The following is a 21,374-nucleotide window of genomic DNA, read 5'->3' as shown; positions in this document are numbered from 1 at the left end:
TGTTCAGTAACCGACGCAATCCGTCGTTCCATTGATACCCTGAATGGGTAAGTCAGGAAGAAATATGATCCAACAAGCTATTGAATCTAAAATCCATAATGCGCTTAACCCGGATTATCTGCGGGTTGATAATGAGAGTTACATGCATAACGTCCCGCCTGGCTCTGAAAGTCATTTTAAAGTGGTGGTGGTCAGCAGTGCGTTTGAAGGCCTGCGACTTTTGGCAAGACACCGCCAGATTAATGAACTTTTGGCCGAAGAGTTGGCTGGCAGTGTGCACGCGTTGTCGATGCATACTTACACGCCTGAAGAGTGGAAAGCGCAGCAAGAAAGTGCACCAGACAGCCCGATGTGTATGGGCGGCGATAAGCGTTAATCAACAAGGAGCGTCAGCTCCTTTTTTGTCCATTGATTTGTTAACAGAGTGACAACAAATTAATGAAATGAAACGTTTATTTACGTTTGTTTCATCTTGTGAATGCATGAATAACCCTAAAGTGGGTGTGACATTTTAGGTTTGTGCGTCGCTTCAAAGTTATGACTATTCTTTAGCCTTTTAAACTCAATTCCTTGGAAATATCGCGTCGAATCCATTTATTGGTCATGGCATCAAGTTCCCAAAAAATGCTAAACTATCGCACCTGATAAATCTCGCGTATTTTCTGTGACGAGGTTTTTAATAGGATGTTGCGATTTTGGCGTTTGAAACGATGCCAAAACCGGACACTGATGTCGTGTCTAAAAGTTACGCAATCAAAAGAATCTTTTTCCCGATAAAAGTAGTGCAAGTGCGTATGATTACAATAAAGAAGGGTTTGGATCTTCCTATCGCAGGAACTCCATCCCAGGTGATTAATGATGGCAAAGCCATCACTAAAGTCGCCTTGCTTGGCGAAGAGTACGTTGGCATGCGTCCTACTATGCATGTTCGCGTAGGCGATGAAGTGAAAAAAGCCCAAGTTCTTTTTGAAGACAAGAAGAACCCAGGTGTGAAGTTTACTTCTCCAGCAAGCGGTAAAGTGATCGAAGTTAACCGTGGCGCAAAACGTGTCCTTCAATCCGTAGTGATCGAAGTGGCAGGTGATGAGCAGGTAACATTCGATAAGTTTGAAGCCAGCCAACTGGCCGGTCTGGATCGTGAAGCGATTAAGACTCAGCTGGTCGACTCTGGTCTGTGGACCGCTTTACGTACTCGTCCTTTCAGCAAGGTTCCGGCAATCGAGTCTTCAACTCAGGCAATCTTCGTTACGGCAATGGATACCAATCCACTGGCAGCGAATCCTGAACTCATCATCAACGAACAGTCAGAGGCGTTTGTCGCTGGTCTGGACATTCTGTCGGCATTGACAGAAAGCAAGGTTTACGTTTGTAAGAAAGGCAACAGCCTACCTCGCTCTTCACAGTCAAATGTTGAAGAACATGTTTTTGATGGCCCTCACCCTGCAGGTCTTGCAGGCACACACATGCATTACCTGTTCCCGGTTAATGCAGACAATGTTGCGTGGAGCATCAACTATCAGGACGTTATCGCTGTCGGTAAATTGTTCCTGACGGGTGAGTTGCACGCCGAGCGTGTTGTGTCTCTGGCTGGTCCGGTTGTCAATAACCCTCGTCTGGTTCGTACCCTGATTGGTGCGAGTCTGGAAGAGCTGACAGATAATGAACTGATGCCTGGCGAAGTTCGTATTATCTCTGGTTCTGTACTGAGTGGTGTAAAAGCAACGGGTCCTCATGCTTACCTGGGGCGTTACCACGTTCAGGTTTCTGTTCTTCGCGAAGGTCGTGACAAAGAGCTGCTTGGCTGGGCAATGCCTGGTAAAAACAAGTTCTCTGTAACCCGTGCTTACCTGGGTCACTTGTTCAAAGGTCAGTTGTTCAATATGACAACGTCGACCAATGGTAGTGACCGCTCAATGGTTCCAATTGGCAACTACGAACGTGTGATGCCACTGGATATGGAACCTACTTTGCTACTTCGTGATCTATGTGCCGGCGATTCAGACAGTGCTCAACGTCTGGGTGCTCTGGAACTGGATGAAGAAGATCTGGCATTGTGCACCTTTGTATGTCCTGGCAAATACGAGTACGGTCAACTGCTGCGTGAATGCCTGGATAAGATTGAGAAGGAAGGGTAATTTTCATGGGCCTTAAAAAGTTTCTTGAAGACATTGAGCACCATTTTGAACCAGGCGGCAAACACGAGAAGTGGTTTGCGCTGTACGAAGCCGTTGCAACGGTTTTCTATACGCCAGGTCTGGTTACAAAACGCAGCTCACACGTTCGTGATAGCGTTGACCTGAAACGTATCATGATCATGGTTTGGTTCGCGGTATTCCCGGCAATGTTCTGGGGTATGTACAACGCGGGTGGCCAAGCGATTGCAGCACTGACTCACCTGCACTCAGGTCAGGATCTGGCTGATGTGATCAACGGCAACTGGCACTACTGGCTGACCGAAATGCTGGGCGGAGCCATTTCTGCCGATGCAGGTTGGGGCAGCAAGATGTTGCTGGGTGCCACATACTTCCTGCCGATCTACGCGACGGTGTTTATCGTTGGTGGTTTCTGGGAAGTTCTGTTCTGTATGGTGCGCAAGCACGAAGTCAACGAAGGTTTCTTCGTCACTTCGATCCTGTTCGCTCTGATCGTTCCACCAACACTGCCACTCTGGCAAGCAGCACTGGGTATTACCTTCGGTGTGGTTGTTGCAAAAGAGATCTTCGGCGGTACGGGACGTAACTTCCTTAACCCTGCTCTGGCAGGTCGTGCCTTCCTGTTCTTCGCATACCCTGCGCAGATTTCAGGCGATACGGTTTGGACTGCGGCTGACGGCTTCTCTGGCGCAACTGCGCTAAGCCAATGGGCACAAGGTGGCAGCGGCGCTCTGATCAACACAGTCACAGGTTCTCCAATCACTTGGATGGATGCGTTTATCGGTAACATCCCAGGTTCGATTGGTGAAGTGTCTACACTGGCTCTGTTGATTGGTGCAGCGTTAATCGTCTACATGGGCATCGCTTCATGGCGCATTATTGCGGGTGTGATGATCGGTATGATCGTGGCTTCAACGTTGTTTAACGTTGTGGGCTCTGACACCAACCCGATGTTCGGTATGCTGTGGTACTGGCACCTGGTGCTGGGTGGTTTTGCGTTCGGTATGCTGTTTATGGCAACGGACCCGGTTTCAGCGTCGTTCACTAACAAAGGTAAGTGGGCTTATGGCGCCTTGATCGGTGCAATGTGTGTCATGATTCGTGTGGTTAACCCAGCGTACCCAGAGGGTATGATGCTGGCGATTCTGTTCGCGAACCTGTTTGCACCTCTGTTCGATCATGTGGTTATTGAAAAGAACATCAAACGGAGACTAGCGCGCTATGGCAAGTAATAACGATAGCATTAAAAAGACGCTGTTTGTTGTTATCGCATTGAGCTTGGTGTGCTCAATCATCGTATCGACAGCGGCGGTAGGTCTGCGTAGCCAACAGAAAGCTAACGCAGTTCTGGATAAGCAAAGCAAGATCGTTGATGTTGCGGGTATCCAAGCCGACGGTAAGAGCGTACCTGAACTATTCGCTGAGTATATTGAACCTCGTCTGGTTGATTTCAAAACTGGCGAGTTCGTTGAAAAAGCGGAAGACGGTTCAACGGCAGAAAACTACGATCAACGTAGTGCATCTAAGAATCCAGCAACGTCGGTGAAACTGGCTGCGGATGAAGACGAAGCGAAAATCATTCGTCGTGCTGACACCGGTATTGTTTACCTGGTGAAAAACGGTGAACAGGTGTCTCGCGTAATCATTCCGGTACACGGTAATGGTCTATGGTCAATGATGTACGCATTTGTGGCAGTAGAAACCGACGGTAACACAGTTGCCGGTATCACTTACTACGAACAGGGTGAAACTCCTGGACTGGGTGGTGAAGTGGAAAATCCGACCTGGACAGCACAATGGGTCGGCAAGAAGCTCTTCGACGAGAACCACAAACCGGCTATCAAAGTCGTTAAAGGTGGTGCTCCTCAAGGTTCTGAGCACGGTGTTGACGGCCTGTCTGGTGCAACACTGACCAGTAACGGCGTACAACACACATTTGACTTCTGGTTAGGTGACATGGGCTTTGGTCCATTCCTAGCAAAAGTTCGTGACGGAGGTCTGAACTAATGGCTAGTGCACAAAACATTAAAAAGAGCATTCTGGCGCCGGTGTTGGATAACAACCCGATTGCGCTGCAGGTTCTTGGTGTATGTTCTGCTCTTGCAGTAACCACAAAACTGGAGACAGCGTTTGTAATGACTCTGGCGGTAACGTTTGTAACTGCTCTGTCTAACTTCTCTGTTTCTCTGATCCGTCACCACATTCCAAACAGCGTGCGTATCATCGTTCAGATGGCGATCATCGCATCACTGGTTATCGTGGTAGACCAAATCCTGAAAGCTTACTTATACGATATCTCTAAACAGCTATCGGTATTCGTAGGTCTGATCATTACTAACTGTATCGTAATGGGCCGTGCAGAAGCATTCGCAATGAAATCTGCACCGATTCCATCGCTGATCGACGGTATTGGAAACGGTCTGGGTTACGGTTTTGTTCTGATCACTGTCGGCTTCTTCCGTGAACTGCTGGGCAGCGGCAAACTGTTCGGTATGGAAGTGCTTCCACTGGTGAACAATGGTGGTTGGTATCAGCCAAACGGCCTGATGCTTCTGGCACCATCTGCATTCTTCCTGATCGGCTTCCTAATCTGGGTCATCCGTGTGTTCAAACCAGAACAAGTAGAAGCGAAGGAGTAAGGTTGTCATGGAACATTACATTAGCCTGCTAGTTAAATCGATTTTCATCGAAAACATGGCTTTGTCTTTCTTCCTGGGTATGTGTACTTTCCTGGCCGTATCTAAGAAAGTTAAGACAGCATTTGGCCTGGGTGTTGCGGTTGTGGTGGTTCTGACCATCGCGGTACCGGTAAACAACCTGGTTTACAACCTGGTGTTGAAAGAAAATGCGTTAGTTGAAGGTGTGGACCTCAGTTTCCTGAACTTCATCACGTTCATCGGTGTTATCGCCGCATTGGTACAGATTCTGGAGATGGTGCTTGACCGTTTCTTCCCGCCTCTGTACAACGCGCTGGGCATCTTCCTGCCGCTGATCACAGTTAACTGTGCGATCTTCGGTGGTGTGTCTTTCATGGTACAGCGTGACTATAACTTTGCTGAATCTGTCGTGTACGGTTTCGGCTCTGGTATGGGTTGGATGCTGGCAATCGTTGCTCTTGCAGGTATCCGTGAGAAGATGAAGTACTCAGACGTTCCTCCAGGTCTGCGTGGTCTAGGTATCACGTTCATCACTGTAGGTCTTATGGCGTTAGGCTTCATGTCTTTCTCTGGTGTTCAACTGTAAGTCGGGTAAACCGCAACAATTAAGGAATAGTCAATGGACATTATTCTTGGTGTCGTGATGTTTACTCTGATCGTACTGGCGCTAGTACTGGTGATTCTGTTCGCCAAGTCGAAGCTGGTACCAACAGGTGACATTACAATTTCTGTGAACGGTGATGCTGATAAAGCGATCATTACACAACCAGGTGGCAAGCTACTGAGTGCACTGGCCGGTGCTGGCGTATTCGTATCTTCTGCTTGTGGTGGCGGTGGCTCATGTGGCCAGTGTCGCGTAAAAATTAAATCTGGTGGTGGTGACATTCTGCCGACCGAACTGGATCACATCACTAAAGGTGAAGCGCGTGAAGGTGAGCGTCTGGCGTGTCAGGTGGCAGTGAAAACTGACATGGACATCGAGCTTCCAGAAGAAATCTTTGGTGTTAAGAAGTGGGAATGTACCGTTATCTCTAACGATAACAAGGCAACATTCATCAAAGAGCTCAAGCTGCAAATTCCAGATGGCGAGTCAGTACCTTTCCGTGCTGGTGGTTACATCCAGATTGAAGCGCCGGCTCACCACGTGAAATACGCGGATTACGATATTCCTGAGGAATACCGTGAGGACTGGGAGAAGTTCAACCTGTTCCGCTACGAGTCAAAAGTGAACGAAGAAACGATCCGTGCTTACTCAATGGCGAACTACCCAGAAGAGCACGGCATCATCATGCTGAACGTGCGTATCGCGACTCCGCCGCCAAACAATCCAAACGTTGCACCTGGCATCATGTCATCGTACATCTGGTCTCTGAAAGAAGGCGACAAGTGTACAATCTCAGGTCCGTTTGGTGAGTTCTTCGCGAAAGATACGGATGCAGAGATGGTCTTCATCGGTGGTGGTGCGGGTATGGCGCCAATGCGTTCGCACATTTTCGACCAACTGAAGCGTCTGCATTCTAAGCGTAAGATGTCTTTCTGGTATGGTGCGCGCTCTAAGCGTGAAATGTTCTACGTCGAAGATTTCGATGGCCTGGCGGCTGAGAATGACAACTTCGTATGGCATTGTGCTCTGTCTGATCCACTTCCAGAAGATAACTGGGATGGTTACACCGGCTTCATTCATAACGTTCTGTACGAGAACTACCTGCGTGATCACGAAGCACCGGAAGACTGTGAATACTACATGTGTGGTCCACCTATGATGAACGCAGCCGTGATAGGCATGCTGAAAGATCTGGGCGTGGAAGACGAAAACATCCTGCTGGATGATTTCGGTGGCTAATTAGCCCCACCGTGACAGCATCAATGGCTGACCATGTAAATGGTCAGCCATTTTTCGTGCCAGATGCTGAACAAGCAATAACGGCAGCTGTTTTTTGTGGTGAAGATTGGTTATTAACGGCAGTCTCACGACAAAAAACAATGAGTGTGAGTTTAGGAGTAACAATGAAACATCTCTTCATGCGAGTAATGGCTCTGATGGCCATTGTCTTATCCTTGGCGGGTTGTGGTGACAAACGCGAACAGGTACACCTGAGTGGCAGTACCATGGGAACCTATTACTCGATTAAGTACATTACTCAACCGGGCTTACCCGTGTCAGCGGATGTACAGGCAGAGATCGATAAACGACTGGAGCTGGTCAATGATCAGATGTCGACCTATCGTCCGGACTCTGAGCTGAGCCGTTTTAACCAGCACAAGAGTAGCGAACCCTTCCAGGTGTCGGCTGCAACCGCCAAAGTGGTGCGTGAAGCACTGCGCATTTCTGAATTGTCGAAAGGCGCGTATGACGTCACGGTAGGACCATTGGTGAATTTGTGGAGCTTTGGCCCAGAAGCGCGTCCGGAGCAGACGCCAAGTGAGCAGGATCTGGCTGAACGCCGCGCGGAGATCGGTTACCAGAATCTGTCGGTGACGGACGACAACAAACTGGTCAAACAAATCCCGGGTCTGTATGTGGACCTGTCGTCGATTGCCAAAGGTTATGGTGTAGATGTTGTTGCCGAGTATCTGCAGGAGCTGGGCGTTGTCGACTACATGGTTGATGTCGGGGGCGAATTGCGCGTCAAAGGGACTAACCTGGAAAATGTCGGTTGGCGCATCGCCATTGAGAAACCGTTGTCCAACGAGCGTGCCGTACAGGATATCATCCAGGTTGGTGATAATGGGATTGCCACATCCGGGGACTATCGTAACTACTTCGAAGAAAACGGCGTACGTTATTCACATTTGATTAATCCACGTACTGGAAAGCCGATCGCAAACCACGTAGTATCGGTAACCGTGATCAGCCCACAGAGCATGACGGCCGATGCGTATGCAACCACTTTCTCTGTAATGGGCGAAGAAGAATCGATTGCTCTGGCAAACAAAGAAAAACTTCCGGTACTGCTGATTGTCAAAACTGAAGATGGCTTTAAAGAGTACGCTTCTGACACGTTTGCGCAGTACGTGACGAAGAAAAACTAATGACACTGAGGTAGCTAATGGCGGTTTATCTGACAACATTTGCCGTATTCCTGATGGTCATCGCAGCGATGGCCGTAGGATACATCTTCCAGAAAAAAGTCGTACGCGGCAGCTGCGGTGGTTTAGGTGCCGTCGGTATCGAGAAGGTTTGTAACTGCCCTGAGCCTTGCGACGCGCGCAAAAAACGCGAAGCCCGTGAGGCGGTTCGAGCAGAAAAGCTGGCTGCGTGGGAAAAAGACCGCATCGCCTGATCTGGATGGTATACACACTAGCCCGGTATTGACCGGGCTTTTTTATGCCTGCCGGACGGACAACCGGCTGACTACACATCTCTGACGGCTTAGTGTTATACTGTTTTTGTATACAGTGTTAAGCAGAGGCTCAGGTGGAAAAAACAGCACGTAAAATCATCCATATTGATATGGACTGTTTTTTTGCCGCGGTAGAAATGCGCGATAACCCTCATTATCGCAACCGGCCTCTGGCGGTTGGGGGGCACGAAAAGCAGCGCGGTGTGATCAGCACCTGTAACTATGAGGCTCGGCGTTTTGGTGTTCGTTCTGCGATGCCGACTGCGCGGGCGCTCAAACTCTGCCCTCAGTTACTGGTGGTGCCTGGGCGTATGGAGGTCTACAAACAGGTCTCGGCACATATTCGGGCGATCTTTGCCCGCTACACCGATAAAATAGAGCCCTTATCTTTGGATGAAGCCTTCCTGGATGTCAGTGAGTGCTCGCTTTGTCACGGATCAGCGACGTTGATTGCGGAAGCTATCCGTCAAGATATCTGGACCGAGCTGCAATTGACGGCCTCGGCCGGGGTTGCGCCGATTAAGTTTCTGGCCAAGGTAGCCTCGGATCTCAACAAACCCAACGGCCAGACGGTCATTCCGCCGGATCAGGTTCAGCAAGTGGTGGACAAACTGCCCCTCGAAAAAATACCGGGTGTTGGCAAAGTGACGCTGGAAAAACTGCATGCGGCGGGTTACTACCTGTGTGAAGACATCAAGCAGGCTGACTATCGTGAGCTGCTGCGGCGATTTGGGCGTCTCGGTCAGTCGTTGTGGAAGCGTAGCCATGGCATTGACGATCGCGAGGTGGTGGTGGCGCGTGAACGGAAGTCGGTCGGTGTTGAGCGGACGTTTGCCGAGAACATCGTCAGTTACGATCAGTGCTGGCAGGTCATTGAAGAAAAGCTGTTTCCCGAACTGGAGAGGCGTCTGGAGAAAGTCAGTCCGGAGAAGCTGATCAGCAAGCAGGGGATCAAACTTAAGTTTGCCGATTTTCAGTTAACGACCATTGAGCATACCCATAACCGACTCGAACGGGAGTATTTCAAAGTACTGCTGCGCGATATCCTCAAGCGGCAGCAGGGACGTGAAATTCGCCTGCTCGGTCTGAGCGTGATGCTCAGACCCGAGCTCCAGACTAAGCAACTGAGCTTTTTTGAATAGCGGCGCAGACGTCTCGAAACGGAGCGTTTTCCAGCTTGCCAAACCCAGCCATTTTATTGGCTTTGACACGACTGCTGAGCGGCGTGGCGATACCGCATAAATAACGAGCTTGTGCTTCGACTGACAAAGGCGTGTCACTGGCCGTGATAAACGGTTGCAACCATGCACGCAACTGGGTGGCGTCGAGTGCATCCGTGGCGACCCGGGGCAGTTGTGCTGGTTGCCCACGGCAAACGGAGCAGTGACCGCATTGTTGCGGGGCATTGTGATCGGCAAAGTATTCTGCCAAGCGGTGACTCAGGCAGCGATCCGACTCAAAAAAGTGGAGTAACTGATGTAAGCGCTCGATTTCGTGCTGCTCTTTGGTTTGAAACAACTGGTGCATGTTGGCGCAGAGTTGCATGATGTCCTGAGAGCGATCCGTCACCTGATAGACGTCCGTGATCTGTTTGCTTTCGAGTTCGATCCACCCCTGTTCGTGAAAATAGTCCAGTGCCGCGATGGCGCGCTGACGATCGCCCTGATACTGCATCCACAGCGCTTCAAAATCGAGTTGACACCAGACTCTCGCTTGAGTCGCTGAGGCAAACACTGCTTGAGTAAACTGACGCCGCTCGCCTTCAAAGCGCTGAATGATGGCCTTTTTGTCGATGAGAAACTTAAACCGATACTCGGCAAAATAGCTGTACTTGGGTTCGATCACGCCGGCCAGTTCCAGATAAACCAGTAAGGTTTTCAACGGTAGTTGGCGAATATTGGCGTCGCGAGACAGGCGCAGCAGCACCACTTCCCAGTTATCTTGTTGCTGATAGATCTGCTCAATAACGAAACGAATCGCCACTAAATCCGGAGTATCACCGAAGACGAAATTTTCCAGTACATGCAGGGCGTTTTGATTGGCCAATAACAAACAGCGCGACGGCTGGCCATCACGACCGGCCCGGCCAATCTCTTGCGAATAGTTTTCGATTGATTTGGGCAGATCAAAATGGATCACCCGGCGGATGTCCGCTTTGTCGACGCCCATACCGAAAGCAATGGTCGCCACAATGCAGGCTATGTCGCTGCGCATAAAACGTTGCTGGAGGCGTTCACGGACATCGGCTTTCAGCCCAGCGTGATAGGCTTCGGCCTCGATCCCCGATTGTCGCAACGACTCAGCCAGTTGTTCGGTGCTGTTTTGGAGTGTGACGTAAATAATGGTGGCTGCCTGTGGATCCGCTTCCAAGGTCTGCAGCAGGGCTGGAAACTTATGCTCTTCTTGGCAGGGCTGAATGGTCAGATCCAGATTGGAACGATAGAAGCCAGTCACGATAATGTTATCAGGGCTGAGAGCAAATTTGCGCTGCATGTCCGTAATGACGTCTTGGGTTGCGGTGGCGGTCAGCAACAGTACCTGAGGAATGTTGAGCATCTGTTGGTAGTGAGGCAGTTTGAGGTAGTCCGGACGAAAGTTGTGCCCCCATTCGGAAATGCAGTGAGCTTCGTCTACCACCAGCAGTGAGATGGGAACTTGTGAGATAAATTGACGAAAGCGCTCATTCTTCAGGCGCTCGACAGAAATCATTAGGATCTTAGTGTCGCCGTTTCGCACCGATTGCATCACCTGCTGAGTGGTTTGGCGATCCTGAGAGGAGTCGATCGAAGCGGCGGCAATTCCTTTGCTGTGCAAAAAGGCCAGTTGATCTTTCATCAGCGCGAGTAAAGGGGAGATAACCAGGGTCAGGTGCGGCAATTCCAGAGCCGGGAGCTGGTAGCAGAGCGATTTGCCTGAGCCGGTCGGAAAAATGGCTGCTGCAGACTGACCGCGCATGATCGTATTGATGACTTGCTCTTGTCCTGGCCTTAGCTGCTCAAAGCCGAATACTCGTTTTAACGTCTGTTGAATCATTGCTTATTCCGTTCCATCTTTGCCTTGCTCTCCATACTACCTGATTCTATGCTGTAGCTCCTTAGAGATTGCACCTGAAAAGTATGAATAAATCCGATCTTCAGCAAAAAATAGTGGCCCAGTTGGAAGAGCAACTGCAGGTGGCCCGCTCTGCGACGCAGCGCGCGATTGACACCGCAACGGACGAGGAAACCGTACCTGAACATAAATACGATACGCTGGCACTCGAAGCCGCGTACCTGGCGCATGGCCAGGCCATGCGGGTGCAAGCTTGTGAAGAGGAATTGCGTCAGTTTCGCCAATTGTGCCTGCGTAACTGTGATGATGGTAAGATCACCATGAGTGCGTATGTAGAGCTTGAGGATGAGGCCGGCCGTATCAGCCGCTTCTTCATCGGACCGTGTGCTGGTGGACTGGAAGTTGAGTGGCAGGGCGAACCCGTCAAAGTGATGACGCCTCAAGCGCCATTGGGGAAAGCCTTGTACGGTGCTTATCAGGGTGATGATATCGAGTTTCGTATGGGAGAGGACACGATTGGTTACCAAGTCGTGACGGTATCCTGACACGATATTTATTGATATTTGCTATGGTTTCGGAAAACACCACCGCAGGGAATGTTATGAAGAAGTTGATGTTAATCGGCGCCTTGCTCGTCAGTCACAGTACAATGGCGGCGCAGTGCCGGGTCGATATAAAAAACGAGATTCATCTGGACGGCGATAAAGTCGAGATCCATCAAGCCAGTGGTGATAAGGCTGTGTTGGAAAAAGACGCACTGCAAATCGATGGTCAGTGGATCGCATTGAGTCCGGAGCAGAAGGCGGCGATCAACCGTTACCGCGAAAGCATGAGTGCTTACCTGCCAAAAGCTCAGCAACTGGCGAGTGAGGGCATGGAGCTGGCCAACAGCATCATCGATGATATTGCGGTCAGTCTGGATGCGCCCAATTCATTTGATAACGTCAAAGCGTCGATGCAGCGCTTTTTTGCCGATGTACAGGCGCGGTACTACAAAGACGGTGATTTGATCATTCCGGCGGAAACGTTTGAGCAAATGAGCGCAGAGTGGGCGCGGGATTTTGAACGTGCGAAGCAAGTCTTTAATGACGAGTTCATTACCAGCGCATTTAATGCCATGTCCGGCAAGATGAAAGAAGACGGTGGGTTGAACCTGACCGAACTGGCGGACAACATGAATGCCCTTAAGGCCAAGGTGGAGTCGAAAGTCAGAGAGCATTCGGCCACGTTGGAGAAGCAGGGACAAGAGTTCTGTGATTCACTGGATGATATGGCCAGTCAGGAACAGTCACTGCATGAAAAAGTTCCCGAGTTAAAGAATTATCAGGTATTCAGCATCTGATAAATATCAGATAAAAGAGCGCCGCATGGCGCTCTTTTTCTTTGTCGAGCGTGTTACTGCGCGTTATTCATCTGCGTCAATTTGTCTCCGACGGGCCCGGAGAAATTGTAACCGTCATGGTGATCCCAGTTGATCGACCAGGTCATGACACCAGCGTAATTCGGGTAGTTGAATGCCGGTGTGAGCGTATCGCACTGGGTGCCTTTTGTCAGGCAGTCGAGCGCATCCAGAATGTTCTGAGTCGGGGCTTGACCCGAGTTCGCAGAGCTTGGACCGGATGGTAAGCCTATGGCGACCTGATCATCACGCAGTGGAGCAAAGAAGCTACCGTCTGCCAGCTCAAAGCCTTCGATCAGCATTTTTGATTGTGCCACCATCATATCGACCGATCCTTCCGGCGCACTGCCCGCCATATACGGATTGGGCAAGCCGCCATTGTTGTACAACTGAACATGCAGCAAATCGAGCGTATCACGAACTTGATCGATCACCGGAATGTATGCGCCCCAGATGCCACTGTAAGCGACAAAGCCGCCCTGAACATATGGGTGCTCTGGCGCCATCGTCAGGTACATATCACCACCGATGTTCTGCTCAATCTGCAACAGCGCACGACCCAGTCGGGCCTGAATCTGAGAGCCATGAACCAGATTTGAGCCACTTTCCAGATCCACGTCCAGACCATCAAACCCCCACTCCTGAATAATCTGAGTCAGGCTGCTGACAAAATGCGCTTCATCTTCATCGGTATTGAGCGTAATGGTGCCTTCCGCTCCCCCGAGTGACAGGACAAACTTTTTGCCTTTAGCCTGAAGCGCGGCCATCTGCTGCTTGAACTGAGCAGGATTGAGCGCCGGACAACTGCTGTGGATATCTCCTGAGTACAAGTTAAAGTGGACCGTGCCGGTGCTGTTGCGATCATTTTCGGCGAAGGCGATGTCGATAACATCCCAGGCTTCCGACATGTCAGCCAAAGGCATAGGGCAGCCAGCTCCGTTAACGAAGTTATGCCAGTAACCGATCAGCTTGTGTTTTTTCTCGACTTGCGTCACCACTTTGACCGACGCCGCGTCGGACAAACTGTGCTGCCCGCTGTTGTCGATCGCTTCGGCGGCAATGGTGTAGTCGCCGACAGCGCCCGGTGTCCAGCTGTACTGATACGGCGCACTGGTGTCGGTGCCTACGACAGCGCCGTTGACGACAAAGTCCACCTGACGGATGCTGCCTGTCAGTGATGTGGCATCGGCACTTAAGGTGGTGGCTTTACCTAACGCCAGGTTCTGGCCAGAAGCGGGAGAGGTCAGCGCGACCACTAAATCCTGATCGCTGACGGTCACTGTGACGCTGCTTTCTGCGCGGTTACCTTCATTGTCGGTCGCCACTGCTTTGAGCGTGTTGGAGCCTAATGTTGTCGCCGACCAGCCGGTACGATAAGGCGGCTGAGCCAGACTACCCAATGACTGGCTGTTGGCAAAAAACTCGACCTTGCTAATGCTGCCGTCACTGTCGCTGGCGTCAGCATTGAGCGTGACGTTGCTGCCGGCGAGAAAAACCTGACCTTGGGCCGGGCTGGTTAATGTCACGCTCGGCGGCGCGGAGCAGGCGCCTTGAGCACTCCAGGCTTCTTGCCAGTATTCACCTTTGCCCGGTTCATACGCCCACGCAGAAGACGATGAGCACCAGCCAGCAATGTCACAGCGGTATTTTTGATTGCTGTTCTGTACCAGTTCACCGGCAGAGTAACTGGTGCCTGCGCTGTATAGCGGCAGACCGGCGCAGCCACCGTTTCCGGCACCGGCGATGGTGAGGTTGACACTTTTGCTGCTGGTGGATTGTTGATCATTGTCCGTCACACGGGCGCTGAAGGTGTGTTCTCCCGCCTGAGCTGCCCAGTGGTATTGGTATGGTGGTGAGGTCACGGTCGCAACGGGCGCGCCATCGATCAGGAACGTGACATCAATGATGCTGCCGTCACTGTCACTGGCCTCGGCACTGAGAGTCAGTGAGCTGCCTTCGTTGACGGATTCGCTGCCGCTAGGGCTGGTCAGTGAGATTGTCGGCGGGATCAGGTCTCCAGACGGCGTCACTTGGATGGTGGTGCTTTGCGTCGTTGTGGCACCCTGATTGTCAGTAGCGACAATTGTCACCTGTTGAGCGCCCAGGGTGGCTGTCCAGCTCGTCTGATACGGCGCTTGAGTGACGGTGGCGACGGTCTGACCGTCAATTTGAAAATCGACATGACTGATACTGCCGTCGCTGTCTTCGGCACTGGCTTTCAGCGTGATAGTACTGCCTTGTGGAATTTGCGCGTTGTTGACCGGGGAGATGAGCGACACTTGCGGTGCCTGATTATCACTCTGATCACATGGCCCCAGAGCTTGCCACTCCTGCCAGTCACCAGAGTGGGCCAGCGGATCATCCCCGGCAGTCCAGTAGTTGGCGCGAAACGCCTGAGCGGCTCTCTGTACTTCGTCGCCCGATGTATAAGTGCTTTGTGAGTCCCATTCCGCCAACGGATCGCACTGGTAGGCCAGCGCAGGGGCGCTGAGCCCAATCGCTGTCAGGATAGCCGTCCTGAGTAGAGGTGAACGCATCATTTTCTCCTTATCTGTTTCGAGGTTCAAGACCTTTAACTAATAAGTCAGAAAGCGACCGTGTCATTGTAATACTATGATAAATTTATAAATTCTCGCCTGATCTCACGAGTATTGTCTGTTTGATATGCAAGTTGCAGTGCGGCTTCGGCGCACTTCACGAAATCATATTGATGGCTGATACCCGGGGTATCAGCTCTGTGTATTGATAATTTTACAGTTTGAGAACAAAGCAATTGCCCAGAGTCCGGTCAAATGCTGAGCAATGAGCTTGTGAACGAAGCGTGAGTACCATATTGTACTAGTCAGCTAGTTTATTGGTACATGTGAGTAGTATGGCACCTCAACAATCTTCCTCCGCTCCGCGTGAACATTTTGGTTCGCGGATGGGCTTTATTCTTGCAGCGGCGGGTGCGGCTGTCGGGCTTGGTAATATCTGGGGGTTTCCCACGCAGGCCGCCAGCAATGGTGGTGGCGCCTTTCTGCTGGTGTACCTGGTTCTGATCCTCATTGTGGCGTTTCCGATGCTGGTCGTTGAGATGGCAATAGGCCGCTCTGGCCAGGCGAACCCGGTCGACAGCATGCGTTCGCTGACGTCGAATCCGCTGGGTAAGAAGCTGGGGGGATTGGTCGGCTGGATTGGCCTCAGTGTTCCGAGCGCTGTGCTGGCGTTTTACAGTATCGTCGGTGGCTGGCTGATCTGTTTCATGTTGGGCGCGGTGACGGACATTCTGGGGCTGGACACCCTCACGGCTTGGTTGAAGGGCTTCAGTATTGAGCGCAACCTGTTTGGTACTATCACGTTTTATGTGCTGACGATACTGATTGTTCAGGGCGGAGTGAAGCAAGGCATTGAGAAATGGTCCACACGCCTGATGCCGGCTCTGTTTGTCCTGTTTGCGGTTCTGTTTGTCTACATCATGACCCAAAGCGGCGCAATGGAAGGTCTGCAGCATTATCTGCTGCCTGACTTTAACAAGATCTGGGACCGGAAGCTGATTCTGGCTGCCATGGGACAAGGATTTTTTTCGTTGACCATCGGCGGTTGTTCGATGCTGATTTATGGTTCTTATCTGAGTAAAAAAGAGAACTTGCCTAAGATGGCCATGAACGTCACTCTGGTGGACACTGCAGTGGCATTTATTGCCGGATTGGTGGTGATGCCTGCGATGTTTGTTGCGATGAACAAAGGTGTGCAGATCTATGCTGAAGATGGCTCACTGCTCAGTTCAGACACCTTGGTTTTCACGGTGTTGCCGCTGATGTTCGACAGTTTGGGCTTGCTGGGACAAGTTTTCTCTGTGGTGTTTTTTGTGTTACTGACGATAGCCGCGTTGACCTCATCCATTTCGATGCTGGAGTGTCCGGTCGCGTTGGTCAGTGAACGCTTTAATACCAAGCGCAGCGCCACCAGTTGGGTACTTGGGGGATTGATTGCCTTGTTCAGTACGGTGATCGTGTATCACTTTGCAGAGCTGTTCGGCCTAGTAGCGACCGTTGCCACGCAATACCTGCAGCCGATGGCCGCGTTGCTGTTCTGTTTATTTGGTGGTTGGGTCTGGAGCCGCAATGCTAAGGTCAAGGAACTGGAGCAGGGCTATCCGGAGTTTACGCAGGGCTGGTTTGGTAAGTTGTGGCCCGTGTACGTGAAATTCGTTTGTCCACTGCTGGTGGCGACGGTTATCTGGGCTTCGTTTGGTTAATAGCGCGATTACGCCCCCAAAAAAGCCCGCACGAGATTGCGGGCTTTTTTAGCTTAAGAGGCCGAGTTGGGCGGCGTCATTTGACCGGTGGTCAAAGGCTCAGCATCAAGCTCCACCACTTCACCGATAAACTCACCTACGGCTTGTTCGACTTCTTCGTCGTCTTCTGTGAAGTACGCCAGGTGGAAAATCGCGTCTCCTTCATTGACCAGAGGCAAGGTTTGCTGACCGATGACCACACCGCCTTTATTGGCTTTCAGGACGATTTCATCATGCCCCAGCGGCGCACTGATGTAAGCTAGGATCTGACCACGTTCAACCCGTTCGCCTAAGGTGACCAGTGTACGCAAAATGCCGTCGCTTTCGGCCCGCAACCAACTGGTTGACTTGGCAATCACCGGGGTGGGCAGCTTTTTACGGCTTGCTCTGAGCATGCCGATGGTCTGCATGACCCGTTGAATACCAATGAAACCGGCATTAATGCAGATCGGTTCAAAACGCAGCGCTTCGCCTGCTTCATAAGTCAGCACCGGGATGCCTTGCAGTTCGGCTTCACTGCGCAACGAGCCGTTACGCAGTGGCGCATCGACAATCACCGGCGTGGCGAACGCCTTGGCGATACGCATGGTCTCCGGGTTGCTCAGGTCGGCACGGATCTGCGGCAGGTTAGTGCGGTGGATCGCGCCGGTATGCAGATCAATGATGTAATCACAGCGCTCAGCCACCTGAGAATAAAACGTATGCGCCATACGTGAGGCCAATGAGCCTTTGTTGCTGCCCGGAAAGCAGCGGTTGAGATCGCGGCGGTCCGGCAGATAACGTGACTTATGGATGAAACCAAACACATTCACGATCGGCACGGCGATGAGCGTGCCTTTCAGTTTGGTGGCGTCAATGGTGTTGATCAACTGACGTACGATTTCTACGCCATTGAGTTCGTCGCCATGTATGGCGGCATTGACCATCAGGACCGGGCCGCTAAAACGGCCATTGATCACTTCTACCGGTATGGACAATGGGGAGTGGGTATACAGCTTGGCTGCTTCCAGTTCGAACGCTTTGCGTTCGCCCGGAAGAATGGTTTCGCCTTGAAATTCAAATACGTTATTGCGCTTAGCCTTTGCCACGAGTTCTTGTCCTTCTGCTTGCTGCATTTTTCTCGATGAACTCAACAATCATACCAGCGATGTCTTTTCCGGTGGCTTTTTCGATACCTTCGAGACCCGGTGAAGAGTTCACTTCCATGACCAGTGGCCCGCGTTCTGAACGCAGCAGATCGACACCAGCCACATTCAGCCCCATGATCTTCGCAGCTTCGACTGCAGTGCGTCGTTCAGTTGGCGTGATTTTGACCAGCGATGCGCTGCCGCCACGGTGCAGATTCGAGCGGAACTCGCCCTCTGCGCCTTGACGTTTCATCGCTGCAATCACTTTATCACCAAGCACAAAGCAGCGTATATCGGCACCGCCCGCTTCTTTGATGTATTCCTGCACCATAATGTTGGCTTTCAGGCCCAAAAAGGCTTCGACCACACTCTCGGCCGCTTTACGGGTCTCCGCCAGTACCACGCCGATGCCTTGCGTACCTTCCAGCAGTTTGATCACGACAGGCGCACCGCCGACCATGTCGAGCAAGTCTTTAACGTCATCCGGTTTACTGGCAAAGCCAGTGATTGGCATGCCAATCCCTTTGCGTGACAGCAACTGCATTGAGCGCAGTTTGTCTCGGGAACGCGTGATGGCAACCGATTCGTTTACCGGGTAAACGCCCATCATTTCAAACTGACGCAATACGGCTGCGCCATAGAAGGTTACCGAGGCACCAATACGAGGAATGATCGCGTTGAAACCGGACAACTCTTCCCCTTTAAAGTGGATCTCCGGTTTGTCCGAATTGATATTCATGTAACAACGCAACGCGTCGATGACCTTAACTTCGTGTCCTCGTTCTTTACAGGCCTCGATCAGGCGTCGGGTTGAGTAAAGGCGAGCATTACGTGACAGAATACCAATTTTCATTGTGGTAGCTCCTCAAATGGGATTAAAAACGATTGTACCGGATCAACAATGATACGATTGTGCATGGCGGTACGGCCCAGCAACATGCGAAACGCCATGTTTTCACGGTTAGTCAGAGTAATTTCGATTGGCCAGGTTTCTCCGCCCAGGCTCATGACGGTTTGAATAACGTAGCGCTTTTCTTCATGTCCGCCGGAGTCGCGTACCACGCGCTCGTCGATGACTTTGGCTTCGCAAATCACCTCTTCGTGCGCGTCGTGCTGTTTCGGATGAAGCCAGAAGCGCACCCACGTGGTGTTGTCCTGAATAAAGCTTTCGACTTTAAATGCGTGCAAGCAAGATGTTCTGGCGCCAGTATCAATTTTGGCGTTAATTTGATTAATACCAAGCTCCGGCAGGCTGAGCGTTTCACGCCAACCAACGAGTAGTTTTTCTTTCATCGCAGTAACAATCATTGTCAGAGAGAATTTCAGATATCATCCGGGATGGAGACATCCACGACATTACACGGGGTAATCGCTTGAAGAGGACAAGATGGTTTGTCCATAGGCGCTTCAAGGGGGCGGACTGTAACAACCAGTTACAGCTGTGACTAACGAAAATAAGTGACCGTGACGATAAAAGATATTTATCCTGTCAGCGGTCGGGTGCGGCGTGTGAATATCGACGGAATACACCATATTTATCAGTTTGCTATAACACATAACATATTGTATCAAGTATGGTTTTACGCAAAGCTGCCGTTAAAGTTATTTACTTCAAACTATAGTCTAGGTGGGCGCGATTACAACCTGATTGGATGGGAGTTTGTGAGAAAAAAGCCGGCAGAGAGCCGGCTCTCTATTAGGGGATTAGGCTTTTTCCGGAATGTTTTCCAACAGCGCCACCATTTGTTCCCAGTACAGGGCTACGGTGTCGATCTTGACTTTTTCGTCCGGTGAGTGTGGAAACTTGATGGTTGGCCCGAATGACACCATGTCCATGTTCGGATACGGCTCTTTGAACAAACCACATTCCAGGCCGGCATGAATCACCATAATGTTCGGTTTGTGGCCGTAGATGCCTTCGTACATGTCGCGGAAAATTGCCATGATTTGTGAGTCAGCATCTGGTTTCCAACCTGGGTAGGCGCCAGAAAAAACGATTTCAGCCCCAGCCAGTTCAGCAACTGAAGACAACATGCTTTCAACCTGATGGCGTCCTGAATCAATCAGCGAGCGAACCAGACACAGCACACTGATGCTGCTGGCTTGTGTGGTCACGACGCCGACATTCAAAGAGGTTTCTACTACGCCTTCGATCTCATCACTCATGCGGATCACCCCATTCGGGCAAGCATTGAGCGCGGCAATAATGCGTTGCTGATCTTGGCGGGACAGAGCCGTCTGATCGGTGGTGACGGGAACATTAAAAGTAACAATGCCGGTTTCAATTTTACCCAGCTCGGTTTGTATCAGGGTTGTGTAGTGATCGAACAGCTTAGCCAGTCGACTTTCGTTATCTGCCGGCACGGCGATGGTCACGAAAGCTTCACGGGGAATGGCGTTGCGTAAACTACCACCACGAAATTCGATCAGGCGCAGGTCCAGCTCTTGGGCGTGGCCGGCCAGAAAACGTGCCAGCAGTTTATTGGCGTTTCCGCGACCAGTATGAATGTCGCAACCTGAGTGACCACCTTTCAATCCTTTAAGGGTCAACTGACGGGTGGTGTAACCGGCGGGCAGTGCTTCGCGTTCAATCGTAAACGTCATTTCACCGTCAATACCGCCAGCGCAGCCCATGTACACTTCGCCTTCCTGCTCGGAATCGGTATTGAGCAGTATTTCCCCTTCCAGCCAACCGGCTTCGAGACCAAATGCTCCGGTCATACCGGCTTCTTCATCGATGGTCAGTAAGACTTCCAGCGGACCGTGCTTAAGATCCTTTGCAGCCAGTACTGCGAGACAGGATGCCATACCAATGCCGTTGTCAGCCCCTAACGTGGTGCCTTTGGCGGTGACCCATTCGCCATCAATGTAGGGTTGAATCGAATCCTGAGCAAAATCATGTTCCGTGTCTTCGTTCTTCTGCGGCACCATATCGATGTGTGCCTGCAAAATCACACCCTTTCGATTTTCCATGCCCGCGGTCGCTGGTTTTTTAATAAACACATTGCCTGTTGGGTCGCGACGTACGTCCAGGCCCTGGTTGGTTGCCCAATCAACAATGTATTGCGCTAGCGTTTCTTCATGTTTGGAAGGGTGAGGAATAGAACAGATCTTATCGAAAAACTGCCAAAGCGGGGCAGGTGACAAGTTACTGATTTCAGAATGGAATTCAGACACGGATGACTCCTTAAGGTGTGAATGTCCAGATCTTATGTTGGATAAGGCTCGATACGACAGAGCAAATCACTGGATCTGGTGAGCGAGACTGAGGCGACAGCATACCACTGTCTTTAAATAGCGAGTAGTCACTCAAGCCAGGAAATCGCTCGCGGTGGTCACATTTCTGGCGTTCATTATTACTGGC

The 21,374-nt window shown here is 51.1% G+C and carries 19 protein-coding genes; 13 read left to right on the top strand and 6 right to left on the bottom strand.

Annotation, left to right across the window (positions count from 1 at the left end; translation table 11 throughout):
• Positions 1-64 precede the first annotated feature (64 nt).
• The 10 genes from CAG64_RS18960 (at position 65) to dinB (ending at position 9,296) form a co-directional block, all read left to right on the top strand.
• The gene (locus CAG64_RS18960; RefSeq protein WP_161447396.1) at positions 65-376 is read left to right on the top strand and encodes a BolA/IbaG family iron-sulfur metabolism protein; all 312 of its coding nucleotides are present in this window, start codon (positions 65-67) and stop codon (positions 374-376) included.
• Between the two features lie 418 nt (positions 377-794).
• Positions 795-2,135, top strand: a complete 1,341-nt coding sequence (locus CAG64_RS18955; protein WP_161447394.1) for a Na(+)-translocating NADH-quinone reductase subunit A — start codon at positions 795-797, stop codon at positions 2,133-2,135.
• A gap of 5 nt (positions 2,136-2,140) precedes the next feature.
• On the top strand, positions 2,141-3,385 hold the full coding sequence (locus CAG64_RS18950; RefSeq protein ID WP_021705879.1) for an NADH:ubiquinone reductase (Na(+)-transporting) subunit B: 1,245 nt from the start codon (positions 2,141-2,143) through the stop codon (positions 3,383-3,385).
• On the top strand, positions 3,375-4,160 hold the full coding sequence (locus CAG64_RS18945; RefSeq protein WP_161447392.1) for a Na(+)-translocating NADH-quinone reductase subunit C: 786 nt from the start codon (positions 3,375-3,377) through the stop codon (positions 4,158-4,160). Before CAG64_RS18950 ends, CAG64_RS18945 begins: the two co-directional genes overlap by 11 nt.
• The gene (locus CAG64_RS18940; RefSeq protein ID WP_021705877.1) at positions 4,160-4,792 is read left to right on the top strand and encodes an NADH:ubiquinone reductase (Na(+)-transporting) subunit D; all 633 of its coding nucleotides are present in this window, start codon (positions 4,160-4,162) and stop codon (positions 4,790-4,792) included. Before CAG64_RS18945 ends, CAG64_RS18940 begins: the two co-directional genes overlap by 1 nt.
• 7 nt (positions 4,793-4,799) lie before the next feature.
• A complete protein-coding gene (nqrE, locus tag CAG64_RS18935; protein ID WP_021705876.1) occupies positions 4,800-5,396 on the top strand; it encodes an NADH:ubiquinone reductase (Na(+)-transporting) subunit E in 597 nt (198 codons plus the stop codon).
• Positions 5,397-5,429: 33 nt separating this feature from the next.
• Positions 5,430-6,653, top strand: a complete 1,224-nt coding sequence (gene nqrF / locus CAG64_RS18930) for an NADH:ubiquinone reductase (Na(+)-transporting) subunit F (RefSeq protein ID WP_161447390.1) — start codon at positions 5,430-5,432, stop codon at positions 6,651-6,653.
• A 164-nt stretch (positions 6,654-6,817) separates the two neighbouring features.
• A complete protein-coding gene (locus CAG64_RS18925; RefSeq protein WP_021705874.1) occupies positions 6,818-7,843 on the top strand; it encodes an FAD:protein FMN transferase in 1,026 nt (341 codons plus the stop codon).
• Between the two features lie 17 nt (positions 7,844-7,860).
• Complete coding sequence (gene nqrM / locus CAG64_RS18920; RefSeq protein WP_021705873.1) at positions 7,861-8,094, top strand: (Na+)-NQR maturation NqrM; 234 nt, start codon at positions 7,861-7,863, stop codon at positions 8,092-8,094.
• Positions 8,095-8,228: 134 nt separating this feature from the next.
• Complete coding sequence (gene dinB / locus CAG64_RS18915) at positions 8,229-9,296, top strand: DNA polymerase IV (RefSeq protein WP_021705872.1); 1,068 nt, start codon at positions 8,229-8,231, stop codon at positions 9,294-9,296.
• Here dinB and CAG64_RS18910 read toward each other — a convergent pair.
• Positions 9,271-11,187, bottom strand: a complete 1,917-nt coding sequence (locus tag CAG64_RS18910) for a RecQ family ATP-dependent DNA helicase (protein ID WP_161447388.1) — start codon at positions 11,185-11,187, stop codon at positions 9,271-9,273. The genes dinB and CAG64_RS18910 overlap by 26 nt on opposite strands.
• A gap of 83 nt (positions 11,188-11,270) precedes the next feature.
• Between CAG64_RS18910 and CAG64_RS18905 the strand changes: the two genes are divergently transcribed.
• Positions 11,271-11,750 (top strand): GreA/GreB family elongation factor, encoded by a 480-nt coding sequence (locus tag CAG64_RS18905; protein WP_161447386.1) that lies wholly within the window; start codon positions 11,271-11,273, stop codon positions 11,748-11,750.
• A 56-nt stretch (positions 11,751-11,806) separates the two neighbouring features.
• Positions 11,807-12,547, top strand: a complete 741-nt coding sequence (locus CAG64_RS18900) for a YggN family protein (RefSeq protein WP_040902762.1) — start codon at positions 11,807-11,809, stop codon at positions 12,545-12,547.
• Positions 12,548-12,600: 53 nt separating this feature from the next.
• On the opposite strand, the gene CAG64_RS18895 is transcribed toward CAG64_RS18900, so the two are convergent.
• On the bottom strand, positions 12,601-15,141 hold the full coding sequence (locus CAG64_RS18895; RefSeq protein WP_161447424.1) for an Ig-like domain-containing protein: 2,541 nt from the start codon (positions 15,139-15,141) through the stop codon (positions 12,601-12,603).
• 335 nt (positions 15,142-15,476) lie between these two features.
• Between CAG64_RS18895 and CAG64_RS18890 the strand changes: the two genes are divergently transcribed.
• Positions 15,477-16,844 carry a sodium-dependent transporter gene (locus tag CAG64_RS18890; protein ID WP_161447385.1) on the top strand — a complete coding sequence of 456 codons (1,368 nt, stop codon included), beginning with the start codon at positions 15,477-15,479 and terminating at the stop codon, positions 16,842-16,844.
• Between the two features lie 53 nt (positions 16,845-16,897).
• On the opposite strand, the gene CAG64_RS18885 is transcribed toward CAG64_RS18890, so the two are convergent.
• From CAG64_RS18885 to CAG64_RS18870, 4 genes are all read right to left on the bottom strand, one after another.
• The gene (locus tag CAG64_RS18885) at positions 16,898-17,998 is read right to left on the bottom strand and encodes a succinylglutamate desuccinylase/aspartoacylase family protein (protein WP_161447383.1); all 1,101 of its coding nucleotides are present in this window, start codon (positions 17,996-17,998) and stop codon (positions 16,898-16,900) included.
• Entirely contained in the window at positions 17,958-18,863 is a 906-nt protein-coding gene (rimK, locus tag CAG64_RS18880) for a 30S ribosomal protein S6--L-glutamate ligase (RefSeq protein ID WP_021705865.1), read from the bottom strand. Before rimK ends, CAG64_RS18885 begins: the two co-directional genes overlap by 41 nt.
• Positions 18,860-19,303 (bottom strand): ATP-dependent zinc protease family protein, encoded by a 444-nt coding sequence (locus tag CAG64_RS18875; protein ID WP_021705864.1) that lies wholly within the window; start codon positions 19,301-19,303, stop codon positions 18,860-18,862. The genes rimK and CAG64_RS18875 overlap by 4 nt, the downstream gene beginning before the upstream one ends.
• Positions 19,304-19,714: 411 nt before the next feature.
• Positions 19,715-21,187, bottom strand: coding sequence for a beta-Ala-His dipeptidase (locus CAG64_RS18870; RefSeq protein ID WP_161447381.1), 1,473 nt, complete (start codon positions 21,185-21,187; stop codon positions 19,715-19,717).
• Between the last annotated feature and the right edge of the window lie 187 nt (positions 21,188-21,374).

The sequence above is a fragment of the Vibrio sp. V38_P2S17PM301 genome, assembly GCF_009904845.1.
Lineage (GTDB): Bacteria > Pseudomonadota > Gammaproteobacteria > Enterobacterales > Vibrionaceae > Vibrio > Vibrio proteolyticus.
This window is presented reverse-complemented; position numbering and strand designations above follow the sequence as displayed.

What these genes read in the sequence shown, in the direction of transcription:
- CAG64_RS18890 (WP_161447385.1), top strand. Translation starts at nt 15,477, where the DNA reads ATGGCACCTCAACAATCTTCCTCCGCTCCGCGTGAACATTTTGGTTCG.
- rimK (WP_021705865.1), bottom strand. Translation starts at nt 18,863, where the DNA reads ATGAAAATTGGTATTCTGTCACGTAATGCTCGCCTTTACTCAACCCGA.
- CAG64_RS18955 (WP_161447394.1), top strand. Translation starts at nt 795, where the DNA reads ATGATTACAATAAAGAAGGGTTTGGATCTTCCTATCGCAGGAACTCCA.
- CAG64_RS18950 (WP_021705879.1), top strand. Translation starts at nt 2,141, where the DNA reads ATGGGCCTTAAAAAGTTTCTTGAAGACATTGAGCACCATTTTGAACCA.
- CAG64_RS18905 (WP_161447386.1), top strand. Translation starts at nt 11,271, where the DNA reads ATGAATAAATCCGATCTTCAGCAAAAAATAGTGGCCCAGTTGGAAGAG.
- nqrM (WP_021705873.1), top strand. Translation starts at nt 7,861, where the DNA reads ATGGCGGTTTATCTGACAACATTTGCCGTATTCCTGATGGTCATCGCA.
- CAG64_RS18925 (WP_021705874.1), top strand. Translation starts at nt 6,818, where the DNA reads ATGAAACATCTCTTCATGCGAGTAATGGCTCTGATGGCCATTGTCTTA.
- nqrF (WP_161447390.1), top strand. Translation starts at nt 5,430, where the DNA reads ATGGACATTATTCTTGGTGTCGTGATGTTTACTCTGATCGTACTGGCG.
- nqrE (WP_021705876.1), top strand. Translation starts at nt 4,800, where the DNA reads ATGGAACATTACATTAGCCTGCTAGTTAAATCGATTTTCATCGAAAAC.
- CAG64_RS18940 (WP_021705877.1), top strand. Translation starts at nt 4,160, where the DNA reads ATGGCTAGTGCACAAAACATTAAAAAGAGCATTCTGGCGCCGGTGTTG.
- CAG64_RS18875 (WP_021705864.1), bottom strand. Translation starts at nt 19,303, where the DNA reads ATGAAAGAAAAACTACTCGTTGGTTGGCGTGAAACGCTCAGCCTGCCG.
- CAG64_RS18895 (WP_161447424.1), bottom strand. Translation starts at nt 15,141, where the DNA reads ATGCGTTCACCTCTACTCAGGACGGCTATCCTGACAGCGATTGGGCTC.
- CAG64_RS18910 (WP_161447388.1), bottom strand. Translation starts at nt 11,187, where the DNA reads ATGATTCAACAGACGTTAAAACGAGTATTCGGCTTTGAGCAGCTAAGG.
- CAG64_RS18945 (WP_161447392.1), top strand. Translation starts at nt 3,375, where the DNA reads ATGGCAAGTAATAACGATAGCATTAAAAAGACGCTGTTTGTTGTTATC.
- CAG64_RS18885 (WP_161447383.1), bottom strand. Translation starts at nt 17,998, where the DNA reads ATGCAGCAAGCAGAAGGACAAGAACTCGTGGCAAAGGCTAAGCGCAAT.
- CAG64_RS18960 (WP_161447396.1), top strand. Translation starts at nt 65, where the DNA reads ATGATCCAACAAGCTATTGAATCTAAAATCCATAATGCGCTTAACCCG.
- CAG64_RS18900 (WP_040902762.1), top strand. Translation starts at nt 11,807, where the DNA reads ATGAAGAAGTTGATGTTAATCGGCGCCTTGCTCGTCAGTCACAGTACA.